Source organism: Sporomusa intestinalis (assembly GCF_055383785.1).
On record NZ_AP042390.1, the window covers coordinates 423,590 to 446,425 of the forward strand.

At 50.7% G+C, this 22,836-nt stretch carries 20 protein-coding genes; 15 read left to right on the forward strand and 5 right to left on the reverse strand.

The genetic code is table 11. The features are described 5' to 3' along the window. From yabN to phoU, 5 genes are all read left to right on the forward strand, one after another. Positions 1-1,470, forward strand: a complete 1,470-nt coding sequence (gene yabN / locus ACZ481_RS01960; RefSeq protein ID WP_464768524.1) for a bifunctional methyltransferase/pyrophosphohydrolase YabN — start codon at positions 1-3, stop codon at positions 1,468-1,470. A 95-nt stretch (positions 1,471-1,565) separates the two neighbouring features. Then, entirely contained in the window at positions 1,566-1,841 is a 276-nt protein-coding gene (locus tag ACZ481_RS01965; RefSeq protein ID WP_325525436.1) for an HU family DNA-binding protein, read from the forward strand. 142 nt (positions 1,842-1,983) lie between these two features. Further along, a complete protein-coding gene (locus tag ACZ481_RS01970; protein WP_464768525.1) occupies positions 1,984-2,679 on the forward strand; it encodes a response regulator in 696 nt (231 codons plus the stop codon). 202 nt (positions 2,680-2,881) lie between these two features. Continuing rightward, positions 2,882-3,637 carry a phosphate ABC transporter ATP-binding protein PstB gene (gene pstB / locus ACZ481_RS01975; RefSeq protein ID WP_464768526.1) on the forward strand — a complete coding sequence of 252 codons (756 nt, stop codon included), beginning with the start codon at positions 2,882-2,884 and terminating at the stop codon, positions 3,635-3,637. A 15-nt stretch (positions 3,638-3,652) separates the two neighbouring features. Further along, a complete protein-coding gene (gene phoU / locus ACZ481_RS01980; RefSeq protein WP_464768527.1) occupies positions 3,653-4,309 on the forward strand; it encodes a phosphate signaling complex protein PhoU in 657 nt (218 codons plus the stop codon). Positions 4,310-4,391: 82 nt separating this feature from the next. Here the strand turns inward: phoU and ACZ481_RS01985 are convergent, their stop codons facing one another. Continuing rightward, positions 4,392-6,188 (reverse strand): ATP-binding protein, encoded by a 1,797-nt coding sequence (locus ACZ481_RS01985; protein ID WP_464768528.1) that lies wholly within the window; start codon positions 6,186-6,188, stop codon positions 4,392-4,394. 185 nt (positions 6,189-6,373) lie between these two features. On the opposite strand from ACZ481_RS01985, the gene ACZ481_RS01990 reads away from it, so the two are divergent. From ACZ481_RS01990 to pstA, 3 genes are all read left to right on the forward strand, one after another. Then, complete coding sequence (locus ACZ481_RS01990) at positions 6,374-7,240, forward strand: phosphate ABC transporter substrate-binding protein (protein ID WP_464768529.1); 867 nt, start codon at positions 6,374-6,376, stop codon at positions 7,238-7,240. Between the two features lie 201 nt (positions 7,241-7,441). Further along, a complete protein-coding gene (gene pstC, locus ACZ481_RS01995) occupies positions 7,442-8,335 on the forward strand; it encodes a phosphate ABC transporter permease subunit PstC (RefSeq protein WP_464768530.1) in 894 nt (297 codons plus the stop codon). Further along, positions 8,335-9,195: a phosphate ABC transporter permease PstA gene (gene pstA, locus ACZ481_RS02000; RefSeq protein WP_464768531.1), complete on the forward strand. Its 861-nt coding sequence runs from the start codon at positions 8,335-8,337 to the stop codon at positions 9,193-9,195. Before pstC ends, pstA begins: the two co-directional genes overlap by 1 nt. 193 nt (positions 9,196-9,388) lie before the next feature. Here the strand turns inward: pstA and ACZ481_RS02005 are convergent, their stop codons facing one another. From ACZ481_RS02005 to ACZ481_RS02020, 4 genes are all read right to left on the reverse strand, one after another. Next, positions 9,389-10,987 (reverse strand): CYTH and CHAD domain-containing protein, encoded by a 1,599-nt coding sequence (locus tag ACZ481_RS02005; protein WP_464768532.1) that lies wholly within the window; start codon positions 10,985-10,987, stop codon positions 9,389-9,391. 129 nt (positions 10,988-11,116) lie between these two features. Continuing rightward, positions 11,117-11,842, reverse strand: coding sequence for a zinc dependent phospholipase C family protein (locus ACZ481_RS02010; protein ID WP_464768533.1), 726 nt, complete (start codon positions 11,840-11,842; stop codon positions 11,117-11,119). A gap of 43 nt (positions 11,843-11,885) precedes the next feature. Further along, positions 11,886-13,034, reverse strand: coding sequence for an MGDG synthase family glycosyltransferase (locus ACZ481_RS02015; protein ID WP_464768534.1), 1,149 nt, complete (start codon positions 13,032-13,034; stop codon positions 11,886-11,888). A gap of 154 nt (positions 13,035-13,188) precedes the next feature. Beyond that, a complete protein-coding gene (locus ACZ481_RS02020; RefSeq protein WP_464768535.1) occupies positions 13,189-15,111 on the reverse strand; it encodes an EAL domain-containing protein in 1,923 nt (640 codons plus the stop codon). A 162-nt stretch (positions 15,112-15,273) separates the two neighbouring features. Here ACZ481_RS02020 and ACZ481_RS02025 point away from each other — a divergent pair, with 162 nt between their 5' ends. The 7 genes from ACZ481_RS02025 (at position 15,274) to ACZ481_RS02055 (ending at position 22,829) form a co-directional block, all read left to right on the forward strand. Further along, entirely contained in the window at positions 15,274-16,245 is a 972-nt protein-coding gene (locus ACZ481_RS02025; RefSeq protein WP_464768536.1) for a SpoIID/LytB domain-containing protein, read from the forward strand. A 47-nt stretch (positions 16,246-16,292) separates the two neighbouring features. Next, a complete protein-coding gene (locus ACZ481_RS02030; protein WP_464768537.1) occupies positions 16,293-17,051 on the forward strand; it encodes a hypothetical protein in 759 nt (252 codons plus the stop codon). Between the two features lie 115 nt (positions 17,052-17,166). Beyond that, positions 17,167-17,637: a hypothetical protein gene (locus tag ACZ481_RS02035; protein WP_464768538.1), complete on the forward strand. Its 471-nt coding sequence runs from the start codon at positions 17,167-17,169 to the stop codon at positions 17,635-17,637. A gap of 16 nt (positions 17,638-17,653) precedes the next feature. After that, a complete protein-coding gene (locus ACZ481_RS02040; RefSeq protein ID WP_464768539.1) occupies positions 17,654-19,306 on the forward strand; it encodes a spore germination protein in 1,653 nt (550 codons plus the stop codon). Further along, positions 19,299-20,411 carry a GerAB/ArcD/ProY family transporter gene (locus tag ACZ481_RS02045; protein ID WP_464768540.1) on the forward strand — a complete coding sequence of 371 codons (1,113 nt, stop codon included), beginning with the start codon at positions 19,299-19,301 and terminating at the stop codon, positions 20,409-20,411. The genes ACZ481_RS02040 and ACZ481_RS02045 overlap by 8 nt, the downstream gene beginning before the upstream one ends. Next, positions 20,401-21,618 (forward strand): Ger(x)C family spore germination protein, encoded by a 1,218-nt coding sequence (locus tag ACZ481_RS02050; RefSeq protein WP_464768541.1) that lies wholly within the window; start codon positions 20,401-20,403, stop codon positions 21,616-21,618. Before ACZ481_RS02045 ends, ACZ481_RS02050 begins: the two co-directional genes overlap by 11 nt. Further along, complete coding sequence (locus ACZ481_RS02055) at positions 21,615-22,829, forward strand: Ger(x)C family spore germination protein (protein ID WP_464768542.1); 1,215 nt, start codon at positions 21,615-21,617, stop codon at positions 22,827-22,829. The genes ACZ481_RS02050 and ACZ481_RS02055 overlap by 4 nt, the downstream gene beginning before the upstream one ends. Positions 22,830-22,836: the final 7 nt, after the last annotated feature.

A 22,836-nucleotide genomic window follows, 5' to 3' on the forward strand; every position in this document is an offset into this window, starting at 1 on the left:
ATGGGAATTACTATTATTGGGCTTGGGCCCGGAAGCTTTAACCAGCTGACACTGGAAGCCTGGGAACTGCTGTGTGGTGCAGAGGCGATTATGCTGCGCACGGCTAAACATCCCTGTGTGGATGCCCTAAAAAAAAGGGGTATTGTTTTTACCAGTTTTGATCATTTGTATGAGCAGGCGGACAATTTTACCGGTCTCTATCAGACAATAGCCAATGCGGTTGTCGGCCGGGCAGCGCAGGGGGAGCAGCTCGTCTACGCTGTGCCCGGCAGCCCGCTGGTGGCGGAAAAAACTGTCGAGCTTATTATTGAGCAGGCGAAAGCGGCCGGCGTCGAGCTTGCTATTGTGCCGGCCATGAGTTTTCTCGATGTGCTGTACACAAGGCTGGGGGTTGATCCGATTACGGGGCTCACCATTGTTGATGCGGCTGATTTGGCCGCCTTGCCGCCGGATTTGCCTACAGGTCTCATTGTTACCCAGGTATACAGCCGCCAGGTGGCGTCAGATGCGAAACTGGCGCTCATGCCTTACTATGGCGACGAATATCAGGTTACAGTGGTACGAAATCTCGGCCTGCCTGATGAACAAATACACAGGATTATGCTGTTTGAGCTTGACCGCTTGCCTGAAATTGATCATCTTACCAGTGTATATGTTCCGCCCCGTCCCGCCCGGAGCAAGGTATTTTCCCTGGACCCGGTTGTTGACGTTATGGCTCGTCTCCGATCGCCCGGTGGCTGTGTCTGGGATATTGAACAGACCCATCTCAGTTTACGCCGTTACCTGGTCGAAGAGGTGTATGAGGTGCTGGAAGCCATAGAGCTGGCTGATGGCGGAAAACTATGCGAAGAGCTGGGGGATTTACTGCTCCAAATAGTTTTTCACGCCCGCGTAGCGGAAGAGAGTGGCGGTTTTACCATGCAGGATGTCGTTGACCAGGTTACTGAAAAAATGCTACGCCGTCATCCTCATGTATTTGGCACGATCACGGTGCGGGATGCAGCAGAAGTGGTTGTCAACTGGGAGCAAATTAAAAAACTGGAAAAGGCAGGTGAAAGGACAGGGGTATTAGATGGTATTCCCGTGGGACTGCCAAGCTTAATGACTGCCTATAAGCTGCAGGCCAAAGCGGCCAAAGTGGGCTTTGACTGGCCTGAGATTGGTCCGGTGTGGGACAAGGTGGCCGAAGAGCTTGCTGAACTCAGGGAAGCAGCCCTCCTGCCGGCCCCGGCAGGCGATGAAAGCCGTGAGGCTGAACTGGGTGATGTATTATTTACGGTGGTCAATCTGGCCCGCTTTATGGGGATTGAGCCCGAAACGGCCCTTAACCGCACCAACAACAAATTCAGGCGGCGGTTTGGCTATATTGAGGCTTGTCGCAAAGAGCGGCAACTGGCCTGGGCAGATATGAATTTGGCCGATCTTGATGCTTTATGGGATGAAGCCAAGGCTAAAGAGGCTAAGTCATGAGTTTTTTTACCAAATTTTTTTACGGCAGCAGGAATAAAAAGTTGCGTAGCGAATAAAGCTAATCGTAATCGATTTATGTTAGGGGGAGCAAGATTGTGAATAAAACTGACCTTGTCAAAGCAGTGGCTCAAAAGGCTGATATGACTCAAAAAGATGCCGAGAAGGCTATCAATGCAGTATTTGCCTCGATTGAAGAAGCGTTAGCCAACGATGATAAAGTACAAATAATTGGCTTCGGCACCTTTGAAGTAAAAACCAGGGAAGAACGCAAAGGGCGTAATCCCCAAACCGGTAATGAAATTACCATACCCGCTTCAAAAAATCCGGTATTTAAAGCCGGCAAAGGCTTGAAAGATACCGTAAACGCCTAATTTTACAGTGGACAAGCTACCACCAAACCAGGTTAAAAACCTGGTTTTTGTTTAAAATAGGATCTGTGAGCTCCCGTCTCCAGTATGGAAAAGGCGACTGGCGGTTACGTTTGACTCTAAGGATGAATGAGGAGAGAATTTTATGGCAGGCAAAATTTTGGTTGTAGATGATGAACTAAATATTCGTGAACTCATCAAATTTAATTTGGAAAAAGCCGGTTATAAGGTTCTGGAGGCAGCCGACGGCCAGGCAGCGATAGATATAGCCAAAGGCAACCGGCCCGATCTTATTGTCCTTGATCTGATGTTGCCAGGTATTGACGGCCTTGAGGTATGCCGGATAATAAAAAATGCCCGGGAAACGTCCGCCATCCCAATTATTATGTTGACTGCCAAGAATGAAGAAATAGATAAAGTCATTGGTCTTGAACTTGGGGCCGATGATTATCTGACCAAGCCGTTTAGCTCACGGGAGCTGCTGGCACGGATTAAGGCCGTCCTGCGGCGCAGCCAGAAAGACAGCTCAGTGAGCGGAACCCTGTCTGTGGGTAAACTGACCCTGAATTTTAGCCGCTATGAAGCATACATCGGCTCACTTAAACTGGAACTGACGCCTAAAGAGTATGAAATGCTTAAACTGTTTGCCACAAATACCGGCAAAGTATTTACCCGCGAGCAGCTGCTTGAGAAAGTATGGGGTTACGAATATTTTGGCGATACCAGGACGGTTGATGTGCACGTACGTCACCTGCGGGTAAAATTATCCCAGGACAATGAGATTGCCGAAGCAATTGAAACCGTGCGCGGTGTTGGCTATCGGTTTCGCGATTTAGAATAAAGCAGGTTAAGCAAATTGCCCCGCCGCCAAGTAATGACTAGAGGATATTCTGGTTATTGCGATGCTGGCGGGCAATTTTTTCTTGGCCTTACATATAAGGCGTTTTGGCGATAAAATATAAATCTTAACAAGATGTTAACATTCGCGCTGCCGATTTTATGATATATTGCATATGAGAAACTACAGGAGGCATAGACTATTTATGAATGTTAAGGTTCAAGTAAATAAACTTGGGTTATATTATGGAGATGTCCTGGCCCTGAAAAAAATCTCTATTGATATCATAGAAAATAGCGTACTGGCCTTAATCGGGCCGTCTGGCTGCGGGAAGTCGACCTTTTTGAAAACGCTAAATCGCATGAATGATTTGATCGACAGTGTGAAAATTGAGGGTGAAGTCTTGCTGGATGGCGAGAATATCTATCATCCCAATGTGGATACAGTCATGTTGAGAAAACGGGTTGGTATGGTTTTTCAGCGGCCTAATCCCTTTCCCATGTCTATTTATGATAATATTGCCTATGGTCCGCGCATTCACGGGCAGAAGAAAAAGGCTGTGCTTGACGAAATTATTGAAAAAAGTCTTACTGGCTCCGCGCTGTGGGATGAAGTTAAAGACCGCCTGCATTCCTCGGCGATGGGGTTGTCGGGCGGCCAGCAGCAGCGGCTGTGTATCGCCAGACTGCTGGCAGTAGAGCCGGAAGTCCTGCTGATGGATGAGCCCTGCTCGGCCTTGGATCCGATATCCACCATGAAGATTGAAGAGTTGGTAACAGAGCTTAAAGCCAGCTATACGATTGTTATGGTTACCCATAATATGCAGCAGGCAGCCCGGGTATCCGACTATACCGGCTTTTTCCTCAATGGCGATCTGGTGGAACATGATAAGACAGATACAATTTTTACCCGTCCCCAGGATAAACGGACCGAAGATTATATTACCGGACGCTTCGGATAAAGGAGGAGGCAAAAGATGACAGTAAGGCATAACTACGATCAGGAATTAGAACAGCTGCGGCAGGATCTGCTGGATATGGGCACCGCTGTAGGCCGCGCCATTGATGATGCTGTGGCTTCGCTGGCCCGAGGGGATGTGGAATTGGCCCGTAAGGTCATGGAGCTTGATGATGAGATTGATCAAATGGAAGTTGATATTGAAGATAAATGCATGGTTCTAATCGCCAGACAGCAGCCAATAGCCCGCGATCTCCGGATTATTGGCACAGGTCTTAAGATAACTACCGATTTAGAGCGAATGGGGGACCATGCTTATGATATTGCCAAAATTACATTAGGTCTCGCCAATCAGCCGCTGATTAAACCGCTTGTTGATATTCCCCGCATGGCGCAAATGGCGCAAAAGATGCTTAAAGACGCGCTGGATGCCTATATCACCCTGGATATCCCGCTGGCCGAGCAGGTCTGCCTGAATGATGATGAGGTTGATGACCTTTATTATCAGGTATTCCGGGAATTGCTGACCTATATGATGGAAGACCCCACAACGATTACGCAGGCCACGCAGCTTATCTTCGTTGCCCGCTACCTGGAGCGGGTTGCCGACCATGCCACTAATATTGCGGAATGGACAATTTATTTAGTGACAGGGCAAAGACGGCGAAAAAAATAACTGGTTAAATAAAAAAGAAACCTGCTCCAGCCGGCCCGGAGCAGGTTTCTTTTTCGGCGTAGCCAAGACACGCAGGGCTTTTTTAGGTGTTGTTGCCGGCCTCATAAGCCGGCAGTGTTATTGTGAACGTCGTTCCGACATCCACCAGGCTTGCCGCCTCGATCCGGCCCCCTAACATTTCTACAATAAACTTGGCAATGGCCAGGCCAAGGCCGGTACCGCCGGCTGTGCGGGCCCGGGCGCGGTCAACTCGGTAGAAGCGGTCAAAGATCAGGGGCAGGTCTTTAGCCGGGATACCAATGCCCGAATCCTTGACTTTAATTTTTATCTGCCCCTCCTCCTGCCAGCAGGTTAATAGTATTTTACCCCCGGCCGGAGTATATTTGATACTGTTTTCCAACAGATTGACAATAACCTGCTTGAGCCAGTCCGGGTGAGCGAGGGCAGTCAGCGATTCTGTGGCGCCTGTTATCAGCAGGGTATGATTTTTTTGCTGCCAGCGCGGGGTTAAATCCTGTTTGGCGGCCTCTAATACGGGGCCCACCGGGACGGCATCCAGCTTAATTTGTTCGCGGTATTCCTGGGCGCTGAGCCGGGCCAGTTTGAGCAGGTCCTGTACCAGTCTGTGCATGCGGTCCGCTTCATCGTATATAATACGGATAAACTTTTCATTAAGCTCCGGCTGGGCAAGGGCGCCATCCAGCAGCGTCTCGGCAAAGCCCTTGATGGCAGTCAGGGGCGTGGCCAGTTCATGGGAGGCATTTGTCACAAAATCAGCCTGCCGGTCATGCATTTCCTGCAGTGTCGTTATATCATGAAATACAGTTAACACGCCGGTAACATCTTTTTCATTACCGGTAAAGGGGGCCAGAAACACCTGGAAAACCCGTTTTTTTCCATAAATATTGGTTTTAAGGTCAATACTCTTACTTTTTTTCTGCAGGATAGTCTCTTGCACCGCCTGGTCTAACAGACTGTTGCCGATTACCTGAATATTGTGCTGCCCCAGCATCTGGCTGGTTATACCGAAAATTGTCAGTGCCGTGTTATTCGCGGTGGTGACTTTGCCAAAACGGTCAAGCAGAATGACGGCGTCACCCATGTTCTGCAGAATTAGCTGCAGCTTGCGGTGCTCGGCCAGGGCATCATTAACTTTGTCCTCCAGACTGGAGGTTAAATTATTGATGGAATGAGCCAGGATCTCCAGCTCATCGCCTGTTTTGATGAATACCCGCTTATTTAACTGCCCTGTGGCGATATCGTTGGCAGTATGAATAATGTTGTCAAGAGGGCGGGTATATTTGTTGGCCAGAGCCAGGCTGAACGCGATTGCCACCAGCGATGTCAGCAGGCTGGCTGCCAGCAGCGCCGATAAAATTTTTCTATAGCCGGCGTCTACATGGTCAAGCGGCATCGCTACCCGTACTACGCCGGTGATCTCATTTTGAAAAAAGATTGGCGTGGAAACATATAGCAGTGATTTATCCTGAGTGGTGCTGGTACGAATGGTATAGCCGTTATTACCGGCAAGCGCCTCGGCTATTTCCGGCCGGTTGCTGTGGTTCTCCATCTGGACCGGACTCTGCTGCGAGTCGGCAATCACAGCGCCGGTGGCATCAATGACCGTTACCCGTAAGTCAATACGGGAGCTAAGTTCCTTTATCTTTTCATCAATCTGGGCCTTTTGGATGGGACCGGCCATGTCCCGGTAGATGAGTTCCTCAATAATTTTTCCCTGATTAAGCATGGCGGCATTGAGGCTGGCAATATTGTGCTGGTAGAAAAACCAAAGGATATAGCTGCCAAGGGCTGTTAGGGTAAAGATAATAAGCGCTAAGAACGATACAACCAGTCGGTTGCGGAGACTGCGGGCAAACATGGATCATCCCTCCCCGGAAACTAATTTGCTGGCCTTATTACTATTACAAATCATAACGTAAATTATCGTTTACCGCTACCGGTATTTTCTTAACATTCCTTTAACATTCTCTTAACACAACCGGCAGGCAAATGTCTTACAATAAAAGCAAGTTGCGTACAAACTTTGAGGAGGTCAAATCAATAATGAAATTTTCCAGAAAAATATTGGCAGGTGCCTTGGCAATGATGCTGGGCGTTAGCTTAGTAGCAGGCTGTGGCGGTCAAAAAGAGGCTGCCAAAGATGCGCCGGCAACGCAGGCGGAGTTAACCGGTACTGTTACTGCATCTGGGTCAACCGCGCTCTTGCCGTTCCTGAAACCGGCCCAGGAAGAGTTTCAGAAAAAACACGCTAAAGTTACCGTAAATATTGCCGGCGGCGGCTCTTTTACCGGCCAAAATCAGGTAGCTGCAGGCTCTGTCAATATTGGCAACTCTGACGTACCCCTGCAGGATAGCTTGAAAGACAAAGGCCTTGTCGAAACAAAACTTGTAGGCATTCCCTTTGTATTTATTGTAAATACCGATGTGGCTGTTGATAACCTGACCCAGCAGCAATATGTAGATATTTTTACCGGTAAAGTAACCAACTGGAAAGAAGTAGGCGGCAAGGATCAAAAAATTACGATCATTCATCGCGCCAAGTCATCCGGTTCCCGGGGCGCTATCTCCGAGATCGTTCTCAAGGGCGTAGCCTTTACTGATAATGCCGTTATCCAGGATTCTAACGGGGCCGTTAGAGCTGCTATCAGCAGTACACCGGGTGCAATCGGTTATGTTGATGCTGCCTATGCCGATCAGTCAGTCAAGACTCTTGCTTATAACGGTGTAAAATATAGCATTGATGAGGTAGTGAGCGGCAAATATCCGGTATTTACCTATGGCCGTATGTATACTAAAGGCGAACCGACCGGTGCGATAAAAGCTTTCATTGATTATGCAACAAGCAAAGAGTTCCAGGAAGCGTATGCTGAGAAAAACGGCTTTGTGCCTATCAATAAAATGAAACAGTAGCTAAGCTAAAAAAACTCTGACGTCCGGTCAGAGTTTTTTTATTATCGTGCATTCCCGGAGAAAAGCAGCCTGCTTCTGACATTAGCGGCTGGATTTATGTCTATAATAAAATTAACACAAATTTAACATGGGATTAACAAAACCGGCTGCCAGAATACCGTATAATGAATAAGAACTACTTTTTAGACAGGATGTGACTGCATGTCAACTACCGCTGCCGACCGGGATCACCGGCTTAAACTGGCCTATGACAGATATGTGCGCTATTTGTTTATTGCCAGCGCCTCATTAATGACAATCATTATTTTATCGATTATTGTATTTGTCGGGCAGCAGGGATTAATGACCTTTAAAGAAGTAAGTCCTATTGAATTTTTTTTATCGCCTAAATGGGATCCAACCGAAGGAAGCTATGGGGCCTTAAGCTTTATCATGGGCTCGCTTTACGTCACGGTATTGGCGGTATTGTTTGGAGCGCCGCTTGGCCTGGCCGGGGCTATCTTCATGGCTAAGATTGCGCCGGAGTGGCTGCGGGAGATTATGCGGCCGGCTACTGATCTGTATGTTGCTATTCCGTCTGTTGTTTATGGCTATGTGGGGCTGACCGTACTGGTGCCGTTTATACGCGAGTTTTTTCAGGTAAGTACCGGGTTTGGGCTGCTCACAGCTTCCGTAATCCTTGCCATTATGATTTTGCCGACAATTATCAGTATTTCTGAGGATGCTATCCGGGCTGTGCCCAAAACCCTGGAGGAGGCTTCCCTGGCGCTGGGAGCCACCCGCTGGCAGACCATTGCCAGGGTGTTGCTGCCGTCGGCCCTGCCGGGTATTCTTACCGCCATTATTCTGGCAATGGCCAGAGCCATTGGTGAGACGATGGCCGTGCAAATGGTCATTGGCAATACGCCGCAGATGGCCAGGTCGTTATTTATGCCAACCTCAACCCTGCCTAGTGAAATCGTTGTCGAGATGGGCAATACCCCGTTTGGATCAGCCTGGGGCAACTCTTTGTTTCTGATGGCACTGGTACTGTTATTGTTGTCGCTGGTCATGATCCTGATTATTAGACAGATTGCAGCAAGGAGGATGGCCTGATGCAGGCGCGGACTAAGGATAAAATCGCCACAGCGGTTATGTGGCTGGCAGGAATCATTATCTTAGCGGTACTGGTGGTATTCCTGGGCTATATGCTGTATAAAGGCCTGCCTGTTTTAAGCTGGAACTTTATTACCGGTATGTCAAGCGATATTAACGCCGGCGGCGGCGTGGGGGCGCAGTTCTTTAATTCTTTCTATATTCTGGGGTTGTCAATGGCCTTTTCTATTCCGGTGGCTGTGGGGGCGGGGATCTATTTAGCCGAGTATGCCGGCAATGACCGGCTGACGGATATGATCCGTTTAAGCACCGAGAGTCTGGCCACCGTGCCTTCGATTGTACTGGGATTATTCGGTATGATTATCTTTGTCAATCTGTTTGGCATGGGGTTCAGCATCCTCGGCGGGGCCCTTACCCTGTTGCTGCTGAACCTGCCGGTGCTGGTGCGGGTCACCGAGGAATCGGTCCGTACGGTTCCTGCTCATTACCGGGAGGCCAGCCTGGCGCTGGGAGCCACTAAATGGCAGACCATCTGGCGGGTAGTGCTGCCTAATGCCCTGCCCGGTATTATTACAGGCATTACCCTGACGTCCGGCCGGGCTTTAGGGGAAACTGCAATTTTGATTTTTACCGCCGGCACAACAGTATCCCGGACAATACCCGACTTTAATGTGATGGCGGCCGGGGAAACCCTGGCTGTGCATATGTGGTATGTAATGGCTGTCGGTCTTGTGCCTGACCGGGTAGCTGTTGCTGACGGCACCGGTGCCCTGTTGCTCATTACCATTCTGATATTTAATCTGATGTTTGCCTTACCCAGCAAATATATACAACGGAAGATGGCCGGCGGCGGCCATTAGTAGCTACTAGTGTCTTGACCACATTATCTTTTTAGTTTGATGACGGCCAAAATGGCCAATGGCGGCGTCAGCCCCTCCTAGCAGACCCCTTCCAGTATGCGTCGTCGGCGCTTCCTTGCCCTTGGCCATTTTGTCTCGCCCTAAAACTAAAATATAACCTGGCCAAGACACTAGGAAAGAAGTCCTGAGACAGCTAAATCTCAGGACTTCTTTTTGGGGGAGCAGCGGTATCGCTAAGTTTTAGTTTTTTTTGCTTTAACGCTGTTTTTTTTACCTTGTTCCAGACCTTGTGCCAGTTATTGATCGCTGTGGCTGATCTGGCCAGCTGCCAGCCAGTGATAAGACCGGCTTCGCGATGGGTCAGCCGGCTGGCTGAAGCCTTAACCAGTTCATACAGCAGTGGCGGTGTGTAGGCAACATCCTGCACATTGCCTAATATATCTTGCAGCTTTTCCAGGCGTTTGCTGAGCAAACGGGTATTATCAGGCAGAATAGGAGACAAGGAATCCAAAGTATAACGCAGGCGTTTGCCGGCGGTCCGGAGCTTCTGGACGGCATTCAGGTCGGTCAGGTCAAGCTCATCGCCGAGGCTCAGCAACTGCTGCAGCCAGTGCGTTAAGCGGGCCAGAGAAAAATCTTTACAGATTGGTGTTGCCTCTGCGGCATTTTTATCAGCCCAGGTTTCTATAAAAGCCCATAACCCTAACAGCACAGGTGTCAGCTGGCCGCTGCTGACAGCCAAATGGAGGCTGTTTCTTACGTCATGGTGTCTGGCGTCAATTAATGCTGCCAAACCTGATTTGCTTGCGGCTTGCGGGAGCATTTGCGCCAGGTAAGCAGTCATTTCCTCCCAGGCGGCGCTAAACACATCCAGATCGCGGACAGCCCCCAGTCTGTTGCCCCAGCTATTCAGCTTATCCTGCCATAACAAATACTCCTCGGTATTCAATAGCGGTTTGGTGAAATGGAGCAGCGCCCGCAGCTTGCGCGTTGCTATCCGGAAGTTATGCAGAGTTTCAGGCTGGTCGGGATGGTTTATGTAACTTTGCTGCGCTGCGATCACCTGGTGAATCGTGAAAACAATTAGTTGGCTGAGCACCTTGCCGGCCGGCAGGCCGGCACTCTGTTTTTTCAGGGGCGAGGGCTGCGGCGTATCGTGACCCAGATCATCAGCCAGACCGGCCAATAAGGTTGCCCTGTACAATTTGCTCTTTTGTTCCGGCAATAGCCCATGCTCGGCCGCTAAAGCCGCTCCCAGCCAAATTAAATCCCGTGGATGGCCTGTTTTTAATTCAAGCTCCAGCTCTAAAATTGGTTGCTGCTTGGCGCCAGCGCAAATATGGCCATTGTCCAGCGCCATTTCGATGCAACTGCCGCCTGGGGTAATGATATCCAGCTGATAGCGTTCAAAGCTAGTGCTGAATATAGGTTCTAACTGGCTGGACCCGGCTGCTGCCGCTAGGCGTTCGCCAATATCTGTGGTCAGGAATGGTTCAATGCTGGGGACTGGACCGTCGGCCGGAGAGTTGTACTCCTGGCGCTGGTGAAGTCCGCCGTCACTGGTGCCGTCCGCTTTGACGGTCGCCGTCCACTGCCCGTCGGCCCGACGCAGCCGGTAAGACAGGCGTGATTTGAGCAGACGCTGATCAGCAGTGTCGTAATAGGTGGTTTCAAGCCGCTGGGTAGTGGCCGGCTGGGCAGATAGTTCTGCCAACAGCGGTGATGCTAACAAACGCTCAAGGCAGGTTGGGTCAGCCAGGCGTAATTTCAATTCTGCTTCCGTGTTTGACACAGGCAAAATACCTCCTTTACCAATGTGATGTCCAAATAAGAATATTTTTATAGGTATTCGCCTTAGGTCAGGCAATGACCTTGTTCACTAACGGTTTTTTCGGCGCTCAGCCAGGGAGAAAAAAGTGACTCAAGAGAACCGTCCCCTTGAGTCACTTTCAATGCCGGCCAGGGTGAAAAAGCGTGCAAACAAGCCGGCTGTTGTTCGCTGGGCGAGGGGTAAGAGGTGGGTGGTTACTGTATGAAAGCGGGTATAATTCTCTTCTGTCAGCCATTCGAGGTAATCGGCCGCGGCCAGTGCATTGCTGATCAGCAACCGGTAGGGATCGTTGTTGTCAGGATATAGACCCTGGCTGTCTACCGCGAAGGCGGCATGATTGATTTTGACCCAGCTTTCATATTCTTTATGGCCGGAGAAGAGCCTGGCCCGGGCGTGATGAGGCACACACAGGTCCTGCAGCAAATGCGCAGCCGCCCCCAGCAGGAACGCGGTTTTAGCAAAATCATGCTGCCTGGCGCTGGTTAAGGCCGCTCTAAAGTAAACGGAGAAACTATCAAGGGCGGTGGCAAACTGCCATAACCCCTTACCTGTCAGTGGTTCGTAGTAATGGCTGACATTTTTCCAGCCTTTGTCCGCCCACTGCACACCGGCATTAAGTTCGGTAAGGAACCGCTGCAGGAATTTGGCGCAATGGGTAAAGCCATCATTATTCAAAATGATAATCGCTTGTCTGTTGAGAAATTCATGGGTTATACTGGGGCGGTCAAACAAGCTTTGAAAGGGACTGGCAATAGCCAGCAGCAGGTTGGCTCCTGCCAGATCTGCCTGCAGCACGGGTAATGACACTGATTTCATAGTCATCTCCTCCCAGTTCAAATCAGGCAAGACCGCCGGTTTGTTAACGCGAAACAGCCGCTCCTGCGGGAGACAGTACTTGCCAGACTGTGGTTGCAATCGTTTGGGCGGCGGCCGGCCGGCCAAGCATGGCGGCCATCTCCCGCATATAGCTTAATCGCTCCGGTGTCGTTATCAATTCATAGACAGCATTTGCCAGGGCGTGTGTGTGTTCAATCCATAGTGCGGCTCCTTTTCTGGTCAGGTAGGCTGCATTTTCCTCTTCCTGGCCGGGTATAGCCTGATAAAGGAGCATGGGCAGCTGGACGGAGAGAGCTTCGCTGATCGTAAGTGCCCCTGGTTTGGTGATAAGTAAATTGGCAGCTGCCATTAATTCCGGTATATGCCGGGTATAACCAAGGACTTTGACCGGGTGGACAAGCGTCTGGGATTGAGCGGCGAGACTGCGCCGCAGTGTGGCGTTGCGGCCGGCGACAACGATTAAGTTGAGCGGCAGCGGTAAGGCATCCAGGGTATGGACCGCCTGCTCAAGATCGCCCATTCCCAGGCCGCCGCCCATCATCAGAACAACCGGATCATTGTTGGCAAACCCGAGTTCACTGCGTATGGCCGCCTGCTCAAAGGGTTCAGGCCGGCGGCAAAATTTGGGGCCGACCGGAATGCCTGTGGCATAAATGCGGTTAGGGGCAATGCCTTGCAATGCCAGCCGGTGTTTGAGTTCAGGGGTGGCAACAAAATATAAGTCAGTTTCGTCGTAGCACCAAAGCCGGTGAATGGCAAAATCAGTAATGACACCAATCAGCGGCACGTTGACTCGCCGGGTGCGCTTCAGATAGGCGGCAGCGCCACAGGGAAACGGATGCGTACAGATAATAGCGTCAGGCCGATAGGTATTAATCAAGGTAAGCATACTGCGCTTCATGGCTATAGCCAGCAGGCTCTGCACCTTACTGCCCGGCAGCGGCATCTGCGATAACCGGTACAATAGGTCATACATATCGGGAAAGATATCAATCATTTTGAGGTAAGCATCTTTTACCAGCGTATTCAGGTACGAATTCTGACCAGCCATGAAATCAACCAGCTGCGAGACCGCCGGCTGTTGACTCTCCAGAGCCGTCTGAATCGCCTGGGCTGCCTGGGTATGGCCGGAGCCCATCGATGCTGAGACTAATAAAATTTTTGCCGACATATTGTTCACCTCGTTATTAATCTCATTTTTATTCTAGCAGATTTTACGGGCGAAACTGTTAACGACAGGTTAAGGGGGTGTTAATTCTGCTAAGCAAAAAAACGCCCGCGTTCATTGCTTACGAATGTTGCAAACAAGAGCGGCGCGTTGTCTGTTAATCTGTATGCGGCTGGGGCTGCGTAGCGGCGCTGCGGCGATCGCAAACCAGGCAGGAACCGGTCTGCTGCTTCGCCAGTTTTTTAAGCTCAGCGGCTGCCTCTATTATCTCCAGGTAATTGGTAAACTTATGTACCCGGTTAGTTACGACGGCAAGGGAGATGGTCATAATGGGAAAGCGCTCAGGCTGGCCCTTGCGATTTTTAAGCTCTAAATAACCTTTGCTCAGGTCAGCGGCATGATACTGACCTTTGATCTCCTGGTCAAATAACTTGATTATACTGGCAGCAAGGGCTGGAACATTATCGGGTTTAGTAATGAGAATAAAATCATCACCGCCAATATGGCCGAGAAAGTCATCGGTAGATCCGGACTTGCCGATGCTGCGGCTTAAAACCTGTGCGGTCAGGAGCAGCACTTTATCGCCGCGCTCAAAGCCATATTTATCATTGTACGCCTTAAAATTGTCAAGGTCAAGATACATAACTGCAAAAGGCTCGCTGGTCTCAACAAGTTCTTTTAGACGGTCTTCAATTACCCAGTTTCCCGGCAGGCCGGTAAGCGGATTGGAGTTGTGGGCCCGGCGGATTTGCAGGTTGGTAATTTTGTTAAGCAAAGACATAATCGATACGACGCCTATAAAAACTTCGTCTTTTACGACAATAATAAAGTCATAGAGATGAGAATCCTTCCGGCTCATTGCCATTTGGGAAACAGTCTCAAGCGGGAGCTCCGCCTTGACAATAAGCGGGTGTTTATCCATAACCCGCTCAACCGGGCGGCGGTAATAGAGGGAAATGCCATAATTGGTTCCTAATTGATAATACAATTTATTCTTCATTAGCAAGCCAACCGGGCGATCGCCTTCGACAATAACGATACCGCTGGTTTGCTCCCGCGTAAATATATCCTCAACCGCACTGACAACGGTGGACGGCTGAATGGCAGGGACCTGTTCGACAATTTCGCCGATGCTAACCCCAAGCCCTTTGCGGGCGCGGGATTTAGACTGCACATCCTGGAAATTGTACTCGGCAATCATTTCAAGCACCTCCGGCGATATTTCAGGGGGTGGGAAACCAGGCCGCGCCAGGAAAAAACCCTGACCGTAGTGAACCCTTTTGCTGATTAATATAGCCAGCTCGTCAGCTGTTTCAATTCCTTCGGCGATGACCTTGCTGTGAATAACGGCAGCCAGCCCGGTCATGGCATCTAACATGGCCTGTTTTAGCGGATCCTTATCGACATCATGGACAATTGAGCGGTCAAGTTTGATATAATTTGGCCTGAGTTCGGCAATGGACTGCAGGCTGGAATAGCCTGCGCCGGCGTCGTCGATAGCTATACTGTAGCCTTGGGTCCGGTAATGGTTGAGTGATTTGCTGAAGCTGTCAAAGTCGGTAATGGCTGTGCGCTCCGTAAGCTCAAACGTAACCTGCTCGGGATTAAGACCTTGTCTGATGACAATGGTTTTCGTCAGACCACCGCGGAAATCAGGGTCTTTGATAACCTCGGCATTCATATTGAGAAATAATCGCTGATTCCTGCCCAGGCCGGTTAAATGACTGACTGCCGCTTCCCGGCAAATCTGTTCCAGGACCAGCAGTTTGCCATGTTCGACAGCAACCCGGAAAAGTTCAAGCGGATAGTGGAGCGGGCTGTCTGCCGGACCCCGGCTCAAAGCTTCAAATCCCATAATTTCCCCTGTACTCAGATTAACGATAGGCTGATACACCGGGGAAATTTTTTTATTTTTAATAATCCTTATCAGCTCTTCTTTTAAATCTGCCGCTGTACCGGCCGGCAGGGGCGGTTGCGGCCCGCCAAACAAAGACAGGCTGCCGGCGGGGAGCGCGAGTGTATTGAATGCTGCAATAGTGTTATATACGGCCTTTAGCAACGGCGGCAGCTTAAGCTGCATAAAAAATACCTCCCGGGGGTAACCGAGTATTGGTTATCTCCATTATAATTCAGAAACCGGTAAAACTTTGTAATGATTGTGTTAACTTTTTGGAAATGTATGTAACCGGCTTTCATTTGCCATAATAACAAAGAAGTAAATCTTTAGTGAGGTGGATGTACAATGAACAGAAAAAGTATTGTTTTTTTAATCCTGACTGTGTTTGTGTGTCTGGTGCTTGCAGGCTGCAATAATCAGCCGCAGCAGAAACCTGAAACCCCGCCGATGCCCAATGCGGCACTCCCCGAACCGGCAGCCCCGCAGACTGAGCCGGAGATTACTGTGTTTATGCATGAAACAGGGGAAAAGAAAACCATGAAGATGGAAGAATATATTGCCGGGGTTGTGGCCGGGGAAATGAAGAACGACTGGCCGGTACAGGCGCTTGCCGCCCAGGCGATCATAGCCCGTACCTTTACCGTTGAAGCCATTGACACCAAGGGCGGGGTTCCCGAGCGGGGCACTCAGGCTTCGACTGATATTAAGGAGTTTCAGGCCTATAGTGCCAGGGATGTGAACGATAATGTGAAAAAAGCGGTGGAAATGACGCGCGGTATGGTAATTACCCATCAGGGAAAACCCATTAAAGGCTGGTTCCACGCCTCTGCGGGCGGGGTTACAGCCACTGCCAAAGAAGGGCTGAATTACCGGGAGGCTGAACCGCCCTATATCCAGTCGGTGCAGTCACCGGATGACCTGGCGCCGGCCGATGTGAAAAAATGGACAGTCGTTTTTCCGAAAGAAGCGGTTATTGCCGCGATGAAGAAGCTGGATAAACAGGTAAATGACATCAGCAGTATCCAAATTACGCAGAAAGGTCCATCCGGCAGGGCGACAATGCTTATGGTCAATAAGGCGGTTGAGGTTTCCGGACCTGAACTTAGAGTTGCCTTAGACAGCACTAAGCTAAAATCCATGCTGCTGGACAAGATTGAAGTAAGTGAAGATAGTGTAACCTTTGCCGGCAAAGGTTACGGTCATGGTGTCGGCATGTCCCAGTGGGGTGCTCATAGTATGGCGAAAGCCGGCAAAAAACCGGAAGAGATTGTCACTCATTATTTTAAAGATGTACAGGTGGAAAAACGCTGGAATTAAGGGCAGCATACACTTAGAGGCTGGGGAAAGCCGGAAGGAAGACAGCTATGGCCAGAATTGCCCGGCGCGAAAGTGCCAATATTGCCTATTATAATATTGCTGTTATTCACCGGCGTTCCCCCGGTCTGGTTGCGTGGTGGTCGGCCGCGTTTCCCGGTTTTGGCTTCATTGCTTTGGGCAGCTATGTGAAAGGCTACCTGTTGGTGATCTGGGAGTTTGTTATTAATATTAACTCGAACCTGAATTTAGCTATCATCTACGCTTTCACCGGCAGGTTTGAAATGAGCGCGGCCGTGCTGGATACCCGCTGGCTGCTCCTGTATTGTCCCATGTACATTATCGGCATCTGGTGCAGCTACCGTTTGACGATTGAATTGAATAAGGTGGCTCTTATCAGCCGTAATCAGCCGCTCAGTATCAGGCCGCAGATCATCAACGGCCTGGGGATTAACCTTTTGGACAAGCGGCTGCCGTATATGGCTATTGCCTGGTCGGCGTTGATGCCGGGGCTGGGCCATATCTATACGACCCGTCTTAGTACGGCGGTGGTATTGATTATAGCCTGGCTTGTGACCGTATTTAAGTCAGGATTTCTGCCGGCAGTTCATCTGACTGTGCTCGGCCGCTTTGGGGAGGCAACACTGGCCACTGACCCGGAATGGCTGTTGTTTCTCCCTTCCATTTACTGTTTCGCAATTTTTGATGCTTATGAGCATTGTGTGGAATATAACAAGCTGTTTAACCGGGAGCAGGCTCAATTTCTCCGCTGCGACTATCAGGACGCAGATTTTATTATGCCCCTGTAATCAAGTACTTGGCTGCAGGTTAGTGCCCCTGGCCGCTCTAAACAGCCGCGGGCCGAGGCGGGCGTTTTAGAACAGGTATTCAAGGATAAATTCCAGTTATATGGAAGGCCGGATTATGTATATTTTCGCAACCTATAATCACTCATTCTATCTGGAAGTAGCCCTGGCTCAACTGGCGGAATTAGGTTTAGGCCAGACCAGCATTGTTGCCGTACCGCTGGAGCGTCAGCAGGTAACTGCCCACATCTTCGATTCAATCAGCGATACCGACGGCACCAGCCTTCTGGGCGGCTCGCTGGCGTTTGGCACTGCAACCATGGTGTTGGCGACAATATATGGATTTATTTGGTACTGGGGACCTATTGTCTGGGGCTTGATCGGCTTGTTTGCCGGGACGGGTTTTGGCCTGGTAGTATCCCTTATTATCAGCCAGAGAAAAAGGCGGTCCCTAGCCCTGGCCGGCCGGGACAGGAATGAAAGCGGGGAGGTTGTGCTGCTGATCCGCTGCGGTGAGGCGCAGGCGCAACCTGTAAAAGAAATTTTGCGCAGCAATAAAGCCCTGGCTGTTGGCATATTAGAACGCTAAAGGGGGTTGTCTGGCAGTGGGTAAAAATAATAAGCGGTTCACTGTTGGCAAACTGTCAGATATCATGCCCGGCAATGCGCTGGATACCCTGAAAAAGCGGGTGGCTGCTTTGCGGAAACTGACTAAGGACAGTGCCGCCCTGGGCGAGGATATGTCCAGGATTGTTGCCGGCATCAGGGCTGTGCCGGCTCCGGGTGAAGACATGTTTGTGTTTACCTCTGCGCTGGCGCAAAATGTTAAGCTCCTGCAAACGGTGTTTCGTGATTGTGATGATGTCAAATTCCGTTTTTTTAAAACAGCCGGGAGGCAGGCCCTGTTAGTATCGTTAGACGGCATGACCGATACAACCACCCTGGAAGACAACATACTCAGACCGCTGATGCAGGCTGATGCCAGTCAGTTTGACCTCAGGCAGTTTATAGAAGAAAAACTTACGGCGGCGGTTGCTGTCATTGAGCTGTCGGCCGATAATGCCGTTGAGGAGGTTATGAGCGGCCGGTCCCTTGTTATGATTGAGGGGTTTGCCGAAATTTTGGCAGTCGGCGCTCCTAAATATGTCAAGCGCGGTGTCGGTGTGTCCAATGTGGAGGAAAATATTCGCGGCCCCCAGGATGCGTTCAACGAGACCCTTGTCGATAATGTTGTTCTTATTCGCCGCCGGGCTAGGGACCCTAATATAAAAATCCGTATCGTTGAGGTCGGTGAGCGCAGCAAAACCAGGGTGGCCATCGTCTATTCCGCCAGCCTGGTCAAGCCCGGGCTGAGCGAGGAAGTGGAACGGCGCATACGAAATATTAGTATTGACCAGGTAGTGGTATCCAAGGTTGTTGAAGATGCCATGGTAGAGCATCCCTGGACACCTTTTCCGCAACTGGATTCTACGGAAAGGCCGGAGAAGGTGCTGAATGCCATCTATGACGGCCGGGTTAGTGTTATTGTTGATAATACACCGGCGGTTATTATGGTGCCGGCGACTTACGCCAGCATTATGCAAGCTGTCGAAGACTATACCATGCCGGCCTCAGTGGCCAGCCTGATCCGGATTACCCGCCATATTGCCGCCTTTATCGCCATCTATACGCCGGCCCTTTATATTGCGGTTGTGTCTTATCACCCCGGTATGCTGCCCACCGGCCTGGCCATTTCCATTGCCGAACTCAGGGCCCGTACCCCGTTTCCGTCGTTCCTGGAAGCAGTCATGATGGAAGCCCTGCTGGAGTTGTTTCAGGAGGCGGTGGCGAGGCTGCCGAAGAAAATCGCCAGTGCGGCCAGTATGGTCGGGGCTTTTGTTATTGGCACGACAGTCGTTCAGGCCGGCCTTGTCAATCCCCTGCTGGTGGTGGTTACCTCGGTTACAGCCATCGCCTCCTATGTAATGCCGTATTATTCTTTTGGCCTGGCGCTGCGGTCCCTGCGTCTGCCCATGCTGTGCCTGGCGGCTGCGCTGGGATTGTACGGGGTTATGTTAGGCCTGCTGATCGTTACCGTGCATTTGTTTTCGCTGCGTAATTTTGGCGAGTCTTATATTGGCGGCATACTGGACGTTGACCTGTGGTCTGACTGGAAAGACGGGCTGGTCCGGCTGCCGCAGAAGTTCATGAAGAACAGGCCGGCTGAGTTTGGCGCCCAGGATAAGCAACGGCAAGGAGACAATAAGGGATATGGCTAATCTTGAAGCAAAAAGCAAAATGTCGGTGGCCCAGTTTGGTTTATTTATTACGGCCGTGATGTTCGGCACCCAGATTATCGGGCTGCCTGCCAAGGTGGTTCCGCAGGCGGAACAGTTTGCCTGGGTGAGTATCATCCTGAGCGGCGCGATGTATTTTGGCGCCGTCTGGATCCTGATGAAACTGGGAGAACTGTATCCCGGGCAGGATTATACCGGTTACCTGCCGCGGCTGTTGGGGAAATGGCCGGGGCTGGCGGTGGTTGGGGCCGTGCTTTGTTTGTTTTTAATCTTTGTCTGGGTGGTTTTTAACCAGTTTAGCAGGAGCCTGGCTTTTTTCATGTTTGACCGGACACCCTATGATGTTCTGATTATGGGCATGCTGGGGGTTGTTGTTTACTGTGCGCTGCAGGATCTAGGAACAATTATCAGGATTACTGAGTTTACCTTTGTTATTTCTACGCTCATGATGGGCAGTATCTGGATATTGGGGCTGTTTAATTTTCAGCCGGAAAACCTGCTGCCGCTGTGGCTAGAGAAGCCGTGGGGGATTGCCGGGGCCGCTTTCAACACCTGGGGGGTGTACGGCGGCTATGAGATTATTCTTTTGTTATTTCCGCTTATCAACAGGACCAAAGGCAACCTGACGCTGGTACTGGCATTGGCAATGGGGTTCGTAACGCTGATTAGCATTGCTGTTGTTGTGATAACAGTGGGGGTTTTGTCAGTGGAGGGGGTAAAAAATGAATCATATCCCATCTTGGTTGTGGTAAGAAGTGTTGAGCTGCCGGGAACTTTTATTGAACGCTTGGAAAACTACCTGTTGATCGCCTGGGTGCCGGCAGTTTTTAATACCATGTCCGTCCTGGTGTATGTAATCAGCCAGACCCTGAGCCGGCTGAGCGGCTTTGCCGACCACCGGCCCTGGGTACTCGCCATTACACCGGTTATTTTTGTAGGCGCGAGCCTGCTGGACGGGATGGAACTGATTAAACAGGCGGATAAGGTGGCCACCTGGCTGGGCGTAGTGCTGTCGCTGGGCATTTTGCCGCTAATCTATTTCCTGGCCTGGCGGAGTGAACGGAGGCGGACGTCAGGTGCGGGGTAGAGGACGGTTGCTTTGCTTCCTGCTGATTATAATTATGGCCCTGGCGACCAGCGGCTGCTGGGACCGGCGCGAGCTGCAGGACCGGAATTTTGTCCTGGCTGTCGCTATCGATACGGCCGAGGCCGGAGCCAAAGCCGGCCAGAGTCCGGCTGCCAAAGCAAATGAAACCTTTGTTCAGCCCCACGGGGAAAAACGGTACAGGGTTAGCCTGCAGATTTTGCGGGTGCGACCGGCCGGCGGGGGCGGGGAAGGGCAACAGGGCGGCCAGGGAGGAGGGCGGACCTATGTGCTGTCAAATACCGGGCAGTCGCTGTTTGAGATTGTGCGCGATACACTGGGCCAAAGCAGCAAACCCCTGTATTTTGAACATATCCAGACAATTGTTATCAGTGAAGCTGCTGTACAACTGGCCGGTTTAAAACCCATTGTTGATTTCTTCTTACGCGATGCCGAGATGCGTTGGCGGATAAAAGTATTTATCACCCCCGGCGAGGCCAGAAAAATCATTGAATACGTACCGCCGAACAAAGAGGCGGGCGGCATCTATCTGGCCAACATTCTCCGCAATCATGTCAAGAACATCCATGTGGCCGGTTTGCGCACTGATTTGGGCAATATCAGTGTCATGCTCGATAACAGCCGGGACCTGATTATTCCCCGTATCGACATGCGGGATAATATTGTAAAAAGCAGTGGCGTAGCCTTATTTAACAAAGACAAGTTCGCCGGTTATGCCGATGAACTGGCTGTGGCCGGCATAAAAATGATCAGGGATACGGAAAAGTCGGCGATTATCACCGTTCCCGGCGATACGCCGGATGAGGTGGTGGTATTTGAGCTGTTTATGCATGATACCAGACTGGATGCTCATGTAGACGGCGATCATATTTATTTTACCCTTGATATTAATATGCAGGGAAATTTGGGAGAATATCAGGTCCCGGGTCAGGTCAAAGGGGCGGCTGACCCGGATTTCATCCGCCGGATTGAGGTTAAAACAGCGGCCGAGGTCAAGCGGATTGTGTTATATGGCAAAGATATCTGTCAGGCGGCAGGCAGCGACGTGCTTAACTTTTCCGCCAAGCTCAAGGCCTACCATCCGCAAACCTGGGCTAAAGTAAAGGACAACTGGGATGAATTATTCCCCTATATTCCGCTGGTGGTGTCTGTTAATGTGGTTATTAATCAGATTGGTGAGCACCGATGAAGGCCGGGCTATTCTCTTGCAGCGTTTGCCGGCTGCTGGCATGCTGGCTGTTGTTAACCGCCTTGTGCCTGATACTGGCTGGCTGCTGGGACCAGCGGGAGCTGCAGGACCGGCATTTTGCCCTGGCTGTGGCTATTGATGCGGCCGCAGGCGATGAAAGCACAGGGGAAACGTTTGTCCAGCCCTATGGCGGCAAGGTGTTCCGCATGAGTGTGGAATTGCTTGACTTTGAACCCAATCAAGGCGAACGGGGCAGCCTGTCGCCGATTAAATCCTATGTGGTTACCAATGTCGGCCGGTCCTTGCTGGAAATGAACCGGGATATGATCAGCCAATTGGGCAAGCCGATATCGTGGGAACATATTCAGGTTATTGTCATCAGCGAAGCGGCCCTGGCCGCCGGCGGACTTGATCAAATACTTGACTGGTTTTTGCGGGATAACGAAATGCGGTGGTGGATGCGCCTGTATGTTACCCCGGGCGAAGCCCGGTCGGTCATTGAGTTTAAGCCGCCCAGCGGTGAGCCGGTAGGCATATTTTTGGCCAATGCGGCCCGCAACTATTTTAGGAATCCTCACATTGTCGGCATTCAGGACGTTGGCTCTACCGCCGTGAGTCTTGATAAAAAATTGCCTCTCGTTCTGCCCAAGGTTGAACTAACTGATGATATTATCAAGCTAGGGGGCGCGGCTGTTATTGATAAGACTGGTCACTTGGCAGCTTATCTTAATGAGTATGAGACAATGGCCGATAAATTTGTCGTCGGCCTGGAAAAAGGGGCTGTGATTACTAGCCCGTGTTCAGAACATCCTGATTATATTTTCGTTTATGAGTTATTCCGGCATGATACGCGCCTGCGCGCTCATCTGGATGGAGAGAATCTCTACTATACCCTGGATATTACTATGTATGGCAATATTGCCGAGATGCAGCGCTGCCCTGAACGCCATGTGCATGCCAGTGATAATCCTGCTTATGCCCGCAAGCTGGAGCGCCAGTTTGCCCAGGAGGTAAAACAGATGGTGGAGCATGGCATTAAGGTGCAGCAGGAAATGGGGGTTGATGTGCTGTTTTTTGGCCGGAAACTCAAAATCAGCTACCCCAGGAAATGGGAAGAGGTTAAAGACCGCTGGGACAAAGAGGTGTTCCCGAAAATCCCGGTAATTGTCTCGGTTAATGTCAATATCAACGGGGTGGGTGAACACAAGTAGCTGGAGA